The following is a 15,733-nucleotide window of genomic DNA, read 5'->3' as shown; positions in this document are numbered from 1 at the left end:
TTATAATATATCAACGATTCGACAAGAAATATCGATTTATCGACAAATTTTTACATTAAAAGCACTTTACTATTAAAAAAGCGTTCCAAAATTTAGAACGCCCCCTATCTTCCCTATTCCACACAAGTAAACTGCGTCCAAGCTCCTACATAATCTAGTAAGAATAACTCCTCTTCCGCAATTGTACCGACGATATTTTTTCGTTCATCTATCGGCATCTCTTTCAAGATGATTTGCAGTTCACCTTTGTACTTTCCGAATGAGTTATTACCAATTACAACTTGCCCTCTTTCCTGTAGCACACTTTCGCGCATCGGGAAGTCATAGTCTTTGTACTTTTTACGCACTTCTGTAGAACGTACCATATATTCTGTTATGTCGCCGCGTCTTACGTGTAATTCTTGCAGCGTCGCTTTCTTCTCTACTTCCGTCGCTTCATCTACAAATTGTACTTTCAGCTGCAGCATGTAACGATTTAAGTTTCCTAATTTCTCTAACTCTTCTTCACTCGCATAAGCATTTCCGATAATGACATCATCAATTAGCCCTGTTGCCCATAAATGCTTCGCTTGTACTTCAATTGGTAAATTACGATGCTCTTCTAACGTACATAAACCGTCGTTAATATCCCATGGACCGATGTTTGCGGCATTTGATGTAATAAAGGCTGCACTGCGAATACCGTGCTTTTTAAAACGTTCACTACATCGAATGAAATAATCGTACGGAAGACCAGTAAACTTTTGTGGATAAAAATTATGGCAACCGATTAAAGCTGATTTATTCGCTTGATGCGAAAGAATATTTTCTAAGTACGCAATATCGTTACTTACATTTAACTCAATTTTTAAACCGTACGGATTATTCGTCATTTTCGCTTCCGTTAATCCGTCAAAACCTACATCTAAACGAATACCGTCTGCGCCTAATTCTGCGAAAAATAATAGATTGCTATAACTAATACCAAGCTGATCAAACACAGCTGGAGCTACATCTAAAATAACTTCCATATTGTTATCTTTTGCGTGATTAATAATCTCTTTAAATTCAGCTACAATTTCTTCTTTTGGACGATTCACAGATAACAAACAAGTAAATATTCTTGAAAAACCGTGTCGTGCCGCTGCGGAAATATAAGCCATATCTTTTTCTTTCGTTGAATGCTCTGGATAAAGTGAAATTCCTAATTTACGCTCCATGCTTTTGCATCTCCTTCACACGTTGTATTAATGCCATGCTCGTAAATCTATATTTTGCAGATAAACATGTTGCACATAAAATTGTCGGTACAATAATTACGTACGGTGAGTGTAGACCTAAAATTACATATGCACCCATTGAACAACCGATAAACAAAACTGATACGAGTAGTAAAACTAATAAAGATTTACTTTGTACCCATTTCGAATAATGAGCAATGCATTGTCCGATCACAAATGTAATTAAGATGATAATTGCTCCGAGCATTCTGTTTTCTCCTCTCCTGCTATTTGTTGTTTCTCATACATTTTGAAGAATGGATAATAAATAATAAATGAGATTACAAAGTTAATAATTACAAGTACGCCAGCCATAATTGTCCAGTCCGTACTAATCACTGCTGCAATTGGCGCTAACATCGTAAATGGCAACTTCGCCATCATAAGTGGAATCATACCTGAAACAACTGCGAAATATGATACCGTCGTTGTAACTAACGGTGTAATAACGAACGGAATAATTAAGATTGGGTTCATTACAATCGGTGCCCCGAAAATAATTGGCTCGTTAATATTGAATAAACCTGGCACGAATGATAATCTACCTAACTCTTTTAAGAACTTAGATTTAGAGAACATAAACATAATGACTAAAGCTAACGTTGAACCCGACCCACCAATCCATACGAACCATTGAATAAATTGCTCTGTAAATAAGTTTGGTAACTGATGTGCATTTCCTGTAGCTGTGAACACTTCCATATTTTCAAGAATTGCTGAATCCCACATCGGACGAATGATTGGTCCTAAAATCGCTGGGCCATGAATACCGAATGACCAGAAGAACACGATTAAAAATACTGTTAATAAACCGCCGAATAAATTGTTTCCTACTAATACTGACTTTAATGGTGCGATTAAATATGTGATCGTTGTATTTACATCAAATTTTAAACCGTAACGAATACCCCAGAATAAAAGAATAACTACTAGAGTTGGAATTAATGCTGCAAACGAGTTTGCAACTGCTGGTGGTACACTTTCTGGTAATTTAATCGAAATATTATGCTTAATCATAAAATGATAAATTTCTACTGCAATTAATGCAGTAACAATTGCGCCGAATAAAGACGTGGCACTTAATGTTCCTACCGAAATGTATCTACCCGCATCAATAACACCTGGTACAGCTTTCGTAATTTGAATTGGTTCAACTGATGCTAATAAAAAGGCGAGTACAGAGAGTAACCCTGCGCTTAATTGATTGAGCTGATAAAAATTAGCGAGCGAAGCCCCTACCCCAAAAGCTGCGTATAATGCCATTAAGCCTACTGTAAATCGGAATGGAATATCTAAAATATGACGAAACGGTGCAATCCACTCCATATATGCATCAATTGGTAAGTTTAAAAAGATAACGAAAAATGATCCGACGATCGTTAATGGTAATGTAGAAATAACCCCGTTTCGAATTGCTAATAAATGTCGCTGTCCTGCAATCTTTTGCGTTGTTGGCATAATCTTCTGTTCCATAAAACTCATAAACCCATTCATCAATAGCCCTCCCTTTGTTCAATATAACCAAAAGTTATAACATTATAATGTTTATGTTTAAAAAAATATAATTACGCTAAAACTAATTCTTCTGCCTGCTTAAGTACTTTCAAACCGTCACACATGCCATAATCTCGTTGGTTTATAATAGCAACTGGTATATCGTATGACTTTGCAAGAAACGCTACGGCCGGAAATAAATATTTCACTTGCGGACCAATTAAAACGACATCTGCTTCCTTAATTTCAAGCTTCACAAGTTCTGAATCAACTGCCTTAATTTTATAATCCTTCCCTTGTTTCTTCGCCTCTTCTTGCATTTTTCTTACAACCATACTCGTTGACATACCTGCAGCACAACATAATAAAATATACATATTATACTGTCACTTTCTCTTCCACACGTTTATGAAGAGCGATAAATTCTTCAGCAAGTTCTTTCACTGTAATTGCATTCATTAAATGATCTTGTGCATGCACTAACAGTAAACTTATTTCTGCATGATTTCCTCTTGCTTCCTCTTGAATTAAATCCGTCTGAATACGATGAGCTGCTGAAATTTCTTCACTAGCAAGTTCCATCTTTTCACTCGCATTCTCAAAATCTCCTTGTCTTGCAAAAGCGATTGCTTCAAGCGCCGCGCTTCTCGCGTTGCCACCATGTAAAATTAACGCAAATGGAGTTTGCATATCAGTCATTTTAACTTCCCCCAAGCTTTGTTTTTCTATATGTTCATCTTATTATGCAAACGCATACAATTAAACATAAAAAACTTCCGTTATGTAACGGAAGTTTTTATATACTTTTTCAATACGATAATAAAATCTCTTGAAAACCTTCAATTAATTCAGCCTGAGTTAAATTCTCTATCGTATTCTGATTAGACATAATATCATATAAAAAATCATAAAGCCGTTGCAAATCTTCATTATTATTGCGCTTCACACTAAATAAAATAATCAATTGTACTTTTTTATCTCCCCAATCAACAGCCTTATCAAGTGTACAAAACATCAAAAATGTTTCCTCACTTAATAACTGCATCGGATGCGGAATCGCCACTAAATTCCCAACCGCTGTCGGAGATGTATTTTCTCTTTCCATAACAGAAGCATAAAAATTTTCTGGCACATAGTTTTTCTCAGCGGCTTTCTCACATAAAAATTGAATAACTTCTTCTTTCGTAGAAGCACTACGATTTAAAAAGATTAAATCTTCTTTTATATATTGCTGCACACTATTATTCACATGCGTAAACAATTGCTGACCAATCGATTTAATCTCTTTATCATCAAATATTGAATTCACCTTTATAACTGGTACAGGCAAACCACTCGGTATATGAATCGTACTAATAATACAATCTATTTTATCTTTATAAAGGTCTTCTACTTTCAATTGATAATAACCTGTAATACCTACAATCTCTAATTTATCTCGAAATTGTGATAAAATTTTATATTTTAATAGTTGTGCACTCCCTTGACCAGTCGCACAAACTAGTAAACATCTTTTCTTTTGATTCTGCTCCTGCAAACGGCTCATCGCTCCGCCGAAATGAATAGCAATATAACCAATTTCACTTTCCGGAATCGTTTCACCCGTATATTCACCAATTATATCTCCAACGAGAACCGCAATTTCAAAAGCATACGGATAATTCTTTTTCACTTCTGCCAAAAGAGGATTTCTCGTATTTAACTTATACTTCAAACGATTTAATAACGTTTTTAAATGAACACCAAATCCAAATAATAATTCTTCATCATAATAAAAAATAAGATTCCGTTCTTCCGCTACTTTAAAAAGAATATGTTGCATAAATGCATATATATCTTTTCCTAATAGCTCTTCTACATTTTCATAGCGATCTCTCGCTGTAACAGCAGTACTTAACAAATGCACCGTCACATATAATACTTCTTCTTCTGGAAATAAAAGTTTTAACTCTTTCTCTAAATCTCCTAAAATCTGCTTCGCAATTGTATATTCTTTCTTTATTATAAGTTCTGATTGCTCCACATGCAGTCCCGTCATATAATGTTGACTTTGACAACGCTTTAATGCGATTGCAATATGAATAACTAGATTATCAATTTCTATATCAGATAAATATATTGTTCCACCCTCAATATACTTTAATATAATTGAACGAATGAGTGATATATGAGGTAACGATACATATGTATCCGTCTGCTCAAATTGCTCATGAAACGGAGTATGTTCATAACGTGGTAAACCATATTGTGATAAACAAGAACGAATATTAAATTCCTCTCCCACAATACGTATACCATAATACGGTCTCTTTTCAATTTGCAATGTATAGCGACCGCATATATCTGTAACATCTTTCATAATTAAATTTACAGTTGATTTACTCACGTAAATTTCTTCTGCTAACTGCGAAAGCTTCACATATCCTTCTGTCGTTAAAACACGTTGTAAAATATACGCAACTCTTTCTTCATAAGAAGTTGGGATCTTTTCCGTCTGTTTTTGAAATAGACTCACACAAAACTCTTCAAATATCTTCGTTTGTATAATTTCTAGTTCATATCCAGTCCCTCTTTGCGATTCGATTTTCGCTCCGTTTTCTTCCAATATATCATTTAATAATTTTATATCTTTTTGAATCGTCTTCGTTGATACATGTAATCGGTTCGCTAAAAAAGCTCGATTTAACATCGATTTCTCTTCTAAAAACTCCTCTAAAATAGAAATTAATCGCTGATGCACCTTTGTCATAGCTCTTCCTCTCGCTCTTTATATATAAAGGGGGAAAAGCTGCTGAAATCAGTAGTTTTTCCCCTTTATATTCTCTCTATTTCTTTAATGTAAATCCGAATTTATCCCAAGCATGTAAATAATCTAGTAAGAAAATCTCTTCTTCTATAATTCGACCAACTACATTTGTTTTTCCTGTATTCACCATATCTTTTAATGCAATTTGTAATTCACCTTTATACTGGCCATATTGCTCATTATCAATTAAAAGATCGCCACGCTTAATTTCACGCGTATTATGAGGTTTAAACTCTTCTTTTTTATATTTCACACGACTTTGTGTAGAACGAATCATATATTCAGATACATCCCCGCGATAAAAATGAGGTTCTTCTAATACGATAATTCTTTCTAAATTTGTCGTTGTATCGTATAGTTCTATATCAAATGTTTGTTTCTCTTTATTTAACGCACCTAGTGCTTGTAATTCTTCTTCTGATGCATAAGCGTTCGCAATAATAACATCATCAATTAATTCTGTCGCAAATAAATGCTTCGCTTGCGTTGTCATCGGTAATTCACGATGCTCTTCTAACGTACATAAACCTTCTGTTACTGGCCAAGGTCCGTATGTTGCATCAAATGATGAAATAAATGCAGCTGTTCTCATGCCGTAATCTTTAAATTGTTTCGAGCATGTAATGAAATGATCGTATGATAACCCCGAATAGCGGTGCGGATAAAAATTATGACAGCCAATTAAATTTTCACGATTTGGTCTATGACTCATAATGTTATCTACATACTTCGTACCATTGCTCATATTAATCTCAATTTTCAAACCATACGGATTATAAGTCATAATTGATTCTTCTAATCCTGAGAAACCAACATCTAAACGAATACCGTACGCACCTAATTCATGGAAGAATGATAAATCATTATACGAAATACCTAATTGTTCAAAAACAGATGGACTAATATCAACTAATACTTGGAATCCTAATGCATTCGCATGAGAGATCGTTTCTTTAAATTCTTCAATAATTCTCTCTTTTTCTCCATCCACAGATAGTAAACATGTGAACACACGTGTAAATCCGTATTTACTTGCTAATGTTACATATTCCTTATCTTTCTCTACCGTTGAATGTTCTGGATAAATAGAAATACCTAATCGTCTCATATGTACACGCCTCTTTCTTCATTGTTTTGTAAACCTTTTCAAATATATGTAGCGAAAAAGTATATATCCCCTTCTCATTCACTACCTTTTGAATCCGCTTTCTTTAAAGAAAAAACAATTTCTATCATTCATAACAACTACAAGTCTATACATCTATACTTTACATCTTTTTTTCATAGTTGTGTAGCGTTTACACAAATTTGTCAGTTTTTCATTTTAAAAATTGTTATCCGCTTTCAAGACACCTTCCTTGACTGCTACATTGACCAATACATATACTCAAAAGAAAAGAGATAAAGTGAAACTTTAATCAGTGGGGGTTTTGTTCATCCCCCACCGATTATTAGCCTTCACCAATCGGGCGTTTGCGGGCAGCAGGGCTTCCACCTAACTTCTTTGCTCCAGCCAGATTTTGAGGTGGGAATTTTACTGTCCGCAAATAGCGGAAAAAATGTATATAGGGGATGAATATATGGGAGAGGCAATACTCGTAAAACGAGAACCGTTATGGACAAAAGAGTTTGTTGCTTTAATTTTTGCAAACTTATGTATGTTTTTAGGGTTTCAAATGTTAATTCCAACTTTACCTGTTTATGTGAAAGAAATCGGTGGCACAAGTTCAAATATCGGATTGGTCGTCGGTATGTTTACCGTTGCGGCACTTTTTGTTAGACCGCTAACTGGAAACGCCTTACAGAAATTTAATAAAAAAATCATTTTAATGATCGGTACTGCTATTTGTTTACTCGCTATGGGCAGTTACCTTTTCGCCTCTACCATTTTTCTCTTGCTTGCCGTTCGTATTTTACACGGAGCTGGCTTCGGTATTACAACGACTACATATGGAACTGTCGTTTCTGATTTAATTCCAGCAGCTCGCCGCGGAGAAGGCATGGGATATTTCGGACTTTCTGGAACCATTGCAATGGCTCTCGGCCCACTAATCGGACTATGGCTTATGCAAGCATATAATTTCAACGTTCTTTTTTTATGTGCACTTTCATGCACAATCGTTTCATTAATTTTAACGAAACTACTTCAAATCCAAAAAACGAAACAACCACCAAAACAATCATCTGGTACTTTTCTCGATGGATTTATTGAGCGCAAAGCTTTACTTCCTTCATTATTAATATTATGTATTACATTAATGTACGGAGGAATCGGCAGCTTTATCACACTATTTGCTACCGAAGTTGGCATTGCTGATATTAGTCTCTTCTTTTTATGTAACGCGCTAGCAATCGCTGTAACTCGTCCATTTTCCGGAAAGTTATATGATGCGAAAGGCCATACATTCGTCATCATTCCAGGGGTTATTATAACGTTCGCAGGTATTATTTTATTGTCGTATACAACGACAATTCCGAGCTTAGTTATTGCGGCAGCCTGTTACGGAAGTGGCTTCGGAGCGATTCAGCCTGCGCTACAAGCATGGATGATCGACCGAGTAGCACCGCACCGACGAGGAGTCGCAACAGCTACATTCTTCTCAGCATTTGACCTTGGAATTGGTGCGGGAGCGATTATTTTCGGATTCATTGCACATTTTACAAACTATGCGACTGTATATCGTTATTCTTCCCTATTACTTATTGCTTTTCTGTTCATTTACATTACAAGCTTACGAAAACAAAAGCAAAACGATAAAACAAACGAAAAAGCCGTTGGATAGTGTTAAATCGTTCTATTTTAAAGTAATTCAACTAAAAAATCATATATAAACAAGTGCAAAAAGCAGTGGATTCTCCAAAAATCACACTGCTTTTTGCAATGTATTGTAAGGTGAACCACCGTTCTATATATTCATATTGTTCGTATGATATTAATATATACAACGAATTGGAGGAAATATTAATGAAAGCAATAGTGTACACAAAATATGGTCCCCCCGACGTTCTTCAATTGAAAGAGGTAGAAAAACCTAGTCCTAAAGAAAACGAAATACTTGTAAAAATCAAAGCGACAACCGTAACAGCAGGCGATATTCGCTCAAGAAGTTTTACGGTTCCCTCTTCTGTTTGGCTACCTGCTCGCATTGCACTTGGTATTAAACAACCGAAAAAACAAATACTTGGAATGGAATTGGCTGGTGAAGTTGAATCAGTAGGAAAAGACGTTACTCGTTTTAAAATAGGAGATCAAATTTTTGCTGCTACCCAAGCAAATTTCGGTTCTTATGCTGAGTACATTTGTATAGCTGAAGATGGACCAGTATGTATAAAACCCTCCAATATAACCTATGAAGAAGCCGCAGCCATTCCAATCGGGGCACGTACAGCCTTGTTTTTCCTTAGAAAAGCTCACATTCAGAACGGTCAAAACATCCTTATTTACGGCGCTTCTGGAAGCGTTGGAAGCTATGCCATACAAATTTCTAAATATTTCGGTGCGACAGTTACAGGAGTATGCAGTAGCTCCAATTTAGAATTAATAAAATCTCTAGGAGCTGACGAAGTAATTGATTATACCTCAAGAGATTTTTCTACTATAGACGGCGCTTATGACATTATATTTGAAGCTGTAAATAAAAGTACATTTTCAGATTGTATAAAATTGTTAAAAGAAAATGGCACTTATATAAATATAGTCGAACCATTACCGAGTGCTCAAATGCTATGGACGCAATTGACAAGTCGTAAGAAATTAATATTAAGTCAAAACGCACCTGAAACTTCCGAAGCATTAGTCTTCCTAAAAGAGCTTGTTGAACAAGAGAAAATAAAAGTAGCCATTGATAAGCACTATACTTTTGAGGAAATTGTTGAAGCTCACATATATGTTGAAGAGGGACACAAAAAGGGAAATGTCGTCATTCATGTGCAACATAAAGACAACTCTAGTTAAAAGATGATTACTTCACATAGTTTTTCACATTACGACGTACTCCGAATTTCCAATTAAAAAACAGGGCAAATTCATATACGAATTGCTCTTTTTTTATTGTTGCAAACACTTCAAGACAAAATGGTTTAAAATACTTCGATCGTTTTTCACCATCATTTCATCCACTCGTTTCAAATCCCCTATTTCCCCTACATATTTTTCTAACTTCAAGAAAAAATATGTAAAGAACCATTATAAATAATTTAAGACTTCACTTAGTACACCTAATTTACATAGTCTTTCTCGTTTTTTTATTATCCTAAAATAGTGTGATAAATGTGATTTCTTTACAAGAAAACTATTTGAAAAAGAATAAAACCAATTAAATACAGCTGTTTCTTTAAAGAATTGTAAACTTTTTATCCTTTTGTAAATTTAGTGTAAATTTTACTAGCAAACCGTTTACAGTGCCTCAAGGTTTAGTTAATAATTACATCGTACATGAAATTTAAGGAGTGGAATGCGTGGAATATAATGTTCAAGAAATGATCTTCCAATTCATTGGTGGATTAGGTATTTTCTTATTCGGGATTAAATACATGGGCGATGGACTGCAACAAGCAGCTGGAGATCGTCTTCGCGATATTTTAGATCGTTTTACAACGAACCCACTTATGGGTGTACTAGCAGGTATGTTAGTTACTGTATTAATTCAATCAAGTTCAGGAACAACCGCTTTAACAGTCGGACTTGTAAGTGCCGGATTTATGACATTAAGACAAGCAATTGGTGTTATTATGGGTGCGAACATCGGTACGACAGTTACTGCATTTATTATCGGGATTAAAATCGGAGAATACGCTCTCCCAGTTATGGCAGTTGGAGCGATTTTACTATTCTTCTTTAAAAATAAAAAAGTACATTCTGTAGGTCAAGTTGTATTCGGTTTTGGTATGTTATTCTTCGGTTTAGAATTAATGAGCGCAGGTATGAAACCTCTTCGTTCATTAGAGGCATTCCAAGATTTAATGATTAGCATGAGTGATAATCCAATTTTAGGAATTATTGTCGGTACAGTCTTCACTTTAATTGTACAAAGCTCAAGCGCAACAATCGGTATTTTACAAGAATTATTCGGTCAAGGTGCAATCGATTTACAAGCTGCCCTTCCTGTATTATTCGGTGATAACATCGGTACGACAATTACAGCAGTATTAGCAGCAATCGGTACTTCAATTGCAGCAAGACGTGCAGCATTAGTTCACGTTATCTTTAATATTATCGGTACCATTATTTTTACGATTATATTGATACCATTTACAAATTTAATTCAATATTTCCAAACGTCATTAAACTTGAATCCAGAAATGACAATTGCATTTGCACATGGAACATTTAACGTAACGAATACAATCATTCAGTTCCCATTCATTGCAGTATTAGCCTGGATTGTAACAAAAATTATTCGTGGTGAAGATGCATCTATTAACTTCAAACCACAACATTTAAATCCAATCTTTATTGAACAATCTCCAGCTATTGCTTTAACAGAAGCTCAAAAAGAGATTATCCGTATGGCGGAGTTTTCATTAGATGGATTAAAAGAAGCAAACCAGTTTTTAAATACACAAGACAAAAAACACGCTAATATGGCTACTCAATTAGAAGGAGCTATTAACAATTTAGATAAAAAAATTACCGAGTATTTAGTTTTACTATCAGAAAAACCACTTTCATCAGCAGATTCTGAGAAGCATTCTGTTTTAGCTGGTGTTGTTGGAGATATTGAACGTGTCGGTGATCATGTAGAAAACCTTGTAGAACTTGTAGATTTCCAAATTTCAAACCGCGTTTCACTATCAGACGACGCACTAACTGAATTAAATGAAATGCTTGAATTAACAATTTCAACATTACAAGATGCAATCAATGCTTTAACAAACTTTGACACTGAACTAGCTCAAACTGTTATTGCAAAAGAACGTAAAATCGACCAAATGGAACGTGTTCTTCGCAAACGTCACGTAATACGTCTAAACGAACGCAGCTGTTCAGGCGATGCAAGCATCATCTTCGTTGACATGGTAAGTAACTTAGAGCGTATCGGTGATCACGCTGTAAATATCGCTGACGGTGTTTTAGGTGAACAAGGAAAAATCAATTTAAAACAATCATTATAATAGGAAAGAGACGCTCAAGTTAGCGTCTCTTTTTTATTTCATATTTACAACTGTTCTTCCTTTTAACTTTCCTTGCAATATGAGCGAAAACTTCTCATCTAATTTTTCTAATGTACATTCTTCTGTATATGATAATAGTTCTAAGTTCTTCCACTCTGTCGCTAACAATGCCCACACTTCTCTTCTCATATCTACTGGACATTGTACGGAATCTATTCCTACAAGGCTAATACCTCGCAAAATAAACGGATATACTGTTGTGTGTAATTCATGCCCTGCCACATTACCACATGTCGTTACACAACCGGCATATCGTACCAATTTCAATGCTGTTTCTAACATCTTTCCGCCCACAGTATCGATAACCCCGGCGTATATTCCTTTAAGCATTGGCCTTCCTGATTCATCACTCAACTCTTCACGCTGAATTACCTTCTTTGCTCCTAAACGTAGTAACATCTCTTCTTCTTCCAATTTCCCTGTTGCTCCGACTACGTTATATCCTAACTTACTTAAAATACTAACCGCTACACTACCTACACCGCCCGTAGCACCAGTTACTAAAACATCTCCCATATTAGGCATAATTCCTGCTCCAATGAGCTTATATACCGATAGTGCAGCTGTAAAACCAGCTGTCCCATACATCATACTTTCCTTCAAAGACATTCCTTCTGGTAAAGAAACAATCCAAGATGATGGCACGCGAATATATTCTCCGAATCCACCAGACGTATTCATACCTAAATCATACCCCGTTACAATAACTTGATCCCCTACCTTAAAGGAACCATCTTCACTACTCACAACTTCTCCTGCAGCATCGATTCCTGGCGTATGAGGATATGTTCTCGTTACACCTTTATTACCAGTAGCTGAAAGCGCATCTTTATAATTTAATGAAGAGTAATGAACTCGTATTAGCACATCTCCTTCAGGTAAACGATTGATTTCTCTCTCAACAAGCTTTCTTTCAAATTGATTATTTTCTTTTTCTTTCACGACGATTGCTCGGAATGATGTATGATCCATTATGCTCTCTCCTTCATCCGTAAAATTCTTCTTTATTATATAGAAGAAATAAGTAGTACTACCAATTTCTTATTGGCTATATTTCAACAAATCTTACTTCTCTCTCACTTTCTCACAATATATATTTTCATTTCTACTAAAAAAACATATACTTATCCTACATCTGAAAAATAACATATAGAAAATCTGACTTTTTATAAATAAATTGAATTTTTACGAAATGTAAATGATTTGTAATGTTTTTTTTCGTCAAATTTCATTATAATAAGTGGATGTGAGTGTCGTATTTCAATCCAAATGAAGGAGTACAAGAAATGGAGCAAAACCCATCTTTGCAAGAAAATACACGCAATAAACCGAAAAAAAGTAAGAAAAAAACAAAAATTATTATAAGCGTCATTCTATTCTTTTTAATAGTAGGAGGCGGTTATACGTGGTTTTTAGTAAATAAAGCATCTTCTGCTGTTCGAAATGCCGCACACGATTTAGCACGCGGTGATAAATCTGATTTACGTGATAAAGCTGTAAAACCTATTACGAACAATGTCTCTGTCTTAATAATGGGTGTTGATGAAAGCGATGTCCGAGGAAAAGAATATGGTGAAGCTATAAGAACAGATGCGCTGTTGCTTGCAACTTTTAATAAAGACAGCAAAACTGTTAAACTATTAAGTATTCCACGTGACACATATACTTACATTCCAGTAGAAAAGAAAAAAGATAAAATTACACACGCTCATGCATTCGGTTCTGCTAAAAACGGTAAAAAGGGTGGACCACAAGCAAGTATCGATGCAGTTGAAAAATTAATGAATGTTCCTGTCGATTACTTTGTAAAATTTAACTTTAAATCATTTATAAAAATTGTCGATGATTTAGGCGGCATTGAAGTCGATGTACCTGTTGAATTTTCAGAACAAGATAGTAATGATAATGCCGATGCAATTCACCTGAAAAAAGGTGTCCAAAAGTTAAATGGCGAAGAGGCTCTTGCTCTTGCTAGAACGCGACACATCGATAGTGATGCAATGCGTGGGCAACGTCAACAACTCGTTATTGAAGCTATTTTAAAGAAAATAACAAACGTTGGATCTGTAACAAAAGTTGGCAACATCATTGATGATATTAACGGACAATTCGTTACAAACTTAACATTCGATGATATGCTTTCATTCTATAAATATGGCGCAGATTCTTCAGTTGAAAAATTACAAATTCAAGGTGATGACTGCTATATGGAAAAAGGTGATGACACATGTAGCAAATCTGCTGGTGGCGGTCGAACATATTACTACAATCCAGATAAAAAAGCACTAGCAAATGTTACGAACGAACTTCGTACTCACCTTGGATTACCTGCCTATACAAAAACTGACTTTGATTCGAAAAAAACAGATTCAGAGAAAACGAAAGACACTAACTCTGAGAGAACAAAAGACACTGACTCTGAGAAAACAAAAGACACTAACTCTGAGAGAACAAAAGACACTAACTCTGAGAGAATAAAAGACACTGACTCTGAAAATACAAACAAACGTGAGTCAAGTAACAACAACCATAATGATAATAACAATGAATAAAAAGAAACCGTACTCTATGGAGGTAGAGTGCGGCTTCTTTTTTCAAACATAAAAAATCAGAACTTTCCAACTATCTTTTTTAATATTTTTAAATTATAATAAATAATAGTAATCTATTCCAATTACCAGGGGGCTCATACATATGAAAGCTGCAGTAAAACATAACATTTCAGATTTTAAAGACTACTTAAAATCCAACGATATATACATGGAAGAAAATATAGATGAAAATGATGGTTCGGTGCATTTTTCAGTAGGATTAGAAACAGAAGCTGGCGCAAAAATTCAACTTATCGCTGCTTTCGAAAATGAAAATCCGACTGTGGATATATACTGCTTCAATGTTGCTCACGTACCTGACGAAACATCAACAAATGACATTTTACATGTCATCAATGAATTAAACACATCTTACCGATTTGCAAAATTCACACTAAATAAGCAAAATGCAATTGATATTTCAACATCTCTTGCATTCTCAGAACCAAACTTTAATCCGGCACTTGTTTTTGAGCATACGAGAATGCTGTATAAATTAGCGAACGACGAATATAAAAACTTAATGAAAGTTATTTGGGCATAAAGTAAAACTATACTCAGTGACGTTTTACTACCCACAATTAGCGGGATAAACAAAAGGATGGGCTGCAAGCAGCACCATCCTTTTACTTCGATATCATATCAACCCACATTTTAACAGCAGTTCCTACAATTAAAGTGGACAATACATATTGCAGTACTTTTTGATTTAGCCTCTTCCCGACTCGTGCTCCAAGTGGCGCAGCAAATATACTTGCAAGCGCAATAATTAGAGCTGGAATGATAACTACTTGCCCAGTAATCACTTTTCCTGTAGTAATCCCTATTGAGGAAATAAACGTAATAGCGATAGATGTTGCGATCGTCATGCGCAGTGGTAATTTTAAAATAACTAGCATAATGGGAACTAAAAGGAACGAACCTCCAGCTCCTATAATGCCTGAAGCTCCCCCTACAACGAACGCTAACAAGCTCGCTAACCATTTATTATACTTCACGTCTCCACTATTATTTTGTTTCGGTACAAACATCATAATAGCTGCAATTGTAGCTAATGCTGCATAAACAACATTCACTGTATGTTCCTCTAATATGTTAGCACCGAAACTCCCTATGAAGCTTCCTATTAATATACTAGCTCCCATATACATAACTAACGTTTTATTCATGTCATTACTTTTTCGGTATGCCCACGCACCTGCAAAAGTTGCAAAGAATACTTGTACCGCTGTAATACCGCTCACCTCATGTGCAGTATAACCAGTAAACCCTAGCAATACTGGAATGTATAAGATCATCGGATAATTAATAATCGCGCCGCCAATCCCAACCATTCCTGATATAAACGATCCTATAAACCCAATTATAAAAAGTAATACGACTAAGCTCACCTTACATCCCCCGCCTTC

The 15,733-nt window shown here is 35.2% G+C and carries 14 protein-coding genes; 5 read left to right on the top strand and 9 right to left on the bottom strand.

The annotated features are described in order from the left end of the window. Positions 1-113: 113 nt before the first annotated feature. The 7 genes from ACS2MN_RS05485 to ACS2MN_RS05455 form a co-directional block, all read right to left on the bottom strand. Positions 114-1,199, bottom strand: coding sequence for a DUF871 domain-containing protein (locus tag ACS2MN_RS05485; RefSeq protein ID WP_000440065.1), 1,086 nt, complete (start codon positions 1,197-1,199; stop codon positions 114-116). Beyond that, positions 1,189-1,467 carry a hypothetical protein gene (locus ACS2MN_RS05480; protein WP_000900038.1) on the bottom strand — a complete coding sequence of 93 codons (279 nt, stop codon included), beginning with the start codon at positions 1,465-1,467 and terminating at the stop codon, positions 1,189-1,191. Before ACS2MN_RS05480 ends, ACS2MN_RS05485 begins: the two co-directional genes overlap by 11 nt. Next, a complete protein-coding gene (locus ACS2MN_RS05475; RefSeq protein WP_001013063.1) occupies positions 1,443-2,753 on the bottom strand; it encodes a PTS sugar transporter subunit IIC in 1,311 nt (436 codons plus the stop codon). Before ACS2MN_RS05475 ends, ACS2MN_RS05480 begins: the two co-directional genes overlap by 25 nt. Before the next feature lie 71 nt (positions 2,754-2,824). Then, positions 2,825-3,130, bottom strand: coding sequence for a PTS sugar transporter subunit IIB (locus tag ACS2MN_RS05470; RefSeq protein WP_000275635.1), 306 nt, complete (start codon positions 3,128-3,130; stop codon positions 2,825-2,827). A gap of 1 nt (position 3,131) precedes the next feature. Further along, positions 3,132-3,452 carry a PTS lactose/cellobiose transporter subunit IIA gene (locus tag ACS2MN_RS05465; protein ID WP_000131325.1) on the bottom strand — a complete coding sequence of 107 codons (321 nt, stop codon included), beginning with the start codon at positions 3,450-3,452 and terminating at the stop codon, positions 3,132-3,134. 109 nt (positions 3,453-3,561) lie between these two features. Beyond that, entirely contained in the window at positions 3,562-5,502 is a 1,941-nt protein-coding gene (locus ACS2MN_RS05460) for a BglG family transcription antiterminator (protein ID WP_000169812.1), read from the bottom strand. A 76-nt stretch (positions 5,503-5,578) separates the two neighbouring features. Further along, the gene (locus ACS2MN_RS05455) at positions 5,579-6,667 is read right to left on the bottom strand and encodes a DUF871 domain-containing protein (RefSeq protein WP_346994903.1); all 1,089 of its coding nucleotides are present in this window, start codon (positions 6,665-6,667) and stop codon (positions 5,579-5,581) included. 472 nt (positions 6,668-7,139) lie between these two features. On the opposite strand from ACS2MN_RS05455, the gene ACS2MN_RS05450 reads away from it, so the two are divergent. From ACS2MN_RS05450 to ACS2MN_RS05440, 3 genes are all read left to right on the top strand, one after another. Beyond that, a complete protein-coding gene (locus ACS2MN_RS05450) occupies positions 7,140-8,342 on the top strand; it encodes an MFS transporter (RefSeq protein ID WP_000503252.1) in 1,203 nt (400 codons plus the stop codon). Positions 8,343-8,524: 182 nt separating this feature from the next. Beyond that, positions 8,525-9,514 carry an NAD(P)-dependent alcohol dehydrogenase gene (locus ACS2MN_RS05445; protein WP_000644665.1) on the top strand — a complete coding sequence of 330 codons (990 nt, stop codon included), beginning with the start codon at positions 8,525-8,527 and terminating at the stop codon, positions 9,512-9,514. Positions 9,515-10,017: 503 nt separating this feature from the next. Further along, positions 10,018-11,673, top strand: a complete 1,656-nt coding sequence (locus ACS2MN_RS05440; protein ID WP_000456282.1) for a Na/Pi cotransporter family protein — start codon at positions 10,018-10,020, stop codon at positions 11,671-11,673. Positions 11,674-11,706: 33 nt separating this feature from the next. Here ACS2MN_RS05440 and ACS2MN_RS05435 read toward each other — a convergent pair whose 3' ends face one another. Then, positions 11,707-12,771: a YhdH/YhfP family quinone oxidoreductase gene (locus ACS2MN_RS05435; RefSeq protein ID WP_303740959.1), complete on the bottom strand. Its 1,065-nt coding sequence runs from the start codon at positions 12,769-12,771 to the stop codon at positions 11,707-11,709. A 248-nt stretch (positions 12,772-13,019) separates the two neighbouring features. On the opposite strand from ACS2MN_RS05435, the gene ACS2MN_RS05430 reads away from it, so the two are divergent. Both ACS2MN_RS05430 and ACS2MN_RS05425 read left to right on the top strand, forming a co-directional pair. After that, positions 13,020-14,285, top strand: a complete 1,266-nt coding sequence (locus ACS2MN_RS05430; protein WP_438894668.1) for an LCP family protein — start codon at positions 13,020-13,022, stop codon at positions 14,283-14,285. A gap of 142 nt (positions 14,286-14,427) precedes the next feature. Further along, entirely contained in the window at positions 14,428-14,868 is a 441-nt protein-coding gene (locus ACS2MN_RS05425) for a hypothetical protein (protein ID WP_000642358.1), read from the top strand. 82 nt (positions 14,869-14,950) lie between these two features. On the opposite strand, the gene ACS2MN_RS05420 is transcribed toward ACS2MN_RS05425, so the two are convergent. Further along, positions 14,951-15,715 (bottom strand): sulfite exporter TauE/SafE family protein, encoded by a 765-nt coding sequence (locus ACS2MN_RS05420; protein ID WP_346994902.1) that lies wholly within the window; start codon positions 15,713-15,715, stop codon positions 14,951-14,953. Positions 15,716-15,733: the final 18 nt, after the last annotated feature.

It is taken from the genome of Bacillus cereus group sp. BceL062 (assembly GCF_051780025.1).
Classification (GTDB): domain Bacteria; phylum Bacillota; class Bacilli; order Bacillales; family Bacillaceae_G; genus Bacillus_A; species Bacillus_A toyonensis.
This window is presented reverse-complemented; position numbering and strand designations above follow the sequence as displayed.

Excerpts from the sequence above, each read along its gene's own strand:
- ACS2MN_RS05430 (WP_438894668.1), top strand. The coding sequence starts at position 13,020 with ATGGAGCAAAACCCATCTTTGCAAGAAAATACACGCAATAAACCGAAA.
- ACS2MN_RS05485 (WP_000440065.1), bottom strand. The coding sequence starts at position 1,199 with ATGGAGCGTAAATTAGGAATTTCACTTTATCCAGAGCATTCAACGAAA.
- ACS2MN_RS05475 (WP_001013063.1), bottom strand. The coding sequence starts at position 2,753 with ATGAATGGGTTTATGAGTTTTATGGAACAGAAGATTATGCCAACAACG.
- ACS2MN_RS05480 (WP_000900038.1), bottom strand. The coding sequence starts at position 1,467 with ATGCTCGGAGCAATTATCATCTTAATTACATTTGTGATCGGACAATGC.
- ACS2MN_RS05425 (WP_000642358.1), top strand. The coding sequence starts at position 14,428 with ATGAAAGCTGCAGTAAAACATAACATTTCAGATTTTAAAGACTACTTA.
- ACS2MN_RS05460 (WP_000169812.1), bottom strand. The coding sequence starts at position 5,502 with ATGACAAAGGTGCATCAGCGATTAATTTCTATTTTAGAGGAGTTTTTA.
- ACS2MN_RS05470 (WP_000275635.1), bottom strand. The coding sequence starts at position 3,130 with ATGTATATTTTATTATGTTGTGCTGCAGGTATGTCAACGAGTATGGTT.
- ACS2MN_RS05465 (WP_000131325.1), bottom strand. The coding sequence starts at position 3,452 with ATGACTGATATGCAAACTCCATTTGCGTTAATTTTACATGGTGGCAAC.
- ACS2MN_RS05455 (WP_346994903.1), bottom strand. The coding sequence starts at position 6,667 with ATGAGACGATTAGGTATTTCTATTTATCCAGAACATTCAACGGTAGAG.
- ACS2MN_RS05445 (WP_000644665.1), top strand. The coding sequence starts at position 8,525 with ATGAAAGCAATAGTGTACACAAAATATGGTCCCCCCGACGTTCTTCAA.
- ACS2MN_RS05450 (WP_000503252.1), top strand. The coding sequence starts at position 7,140 with ATGGGAGAGGCAATACTCGTAAAACGAGAACCGTTATGGACAAAAGAG.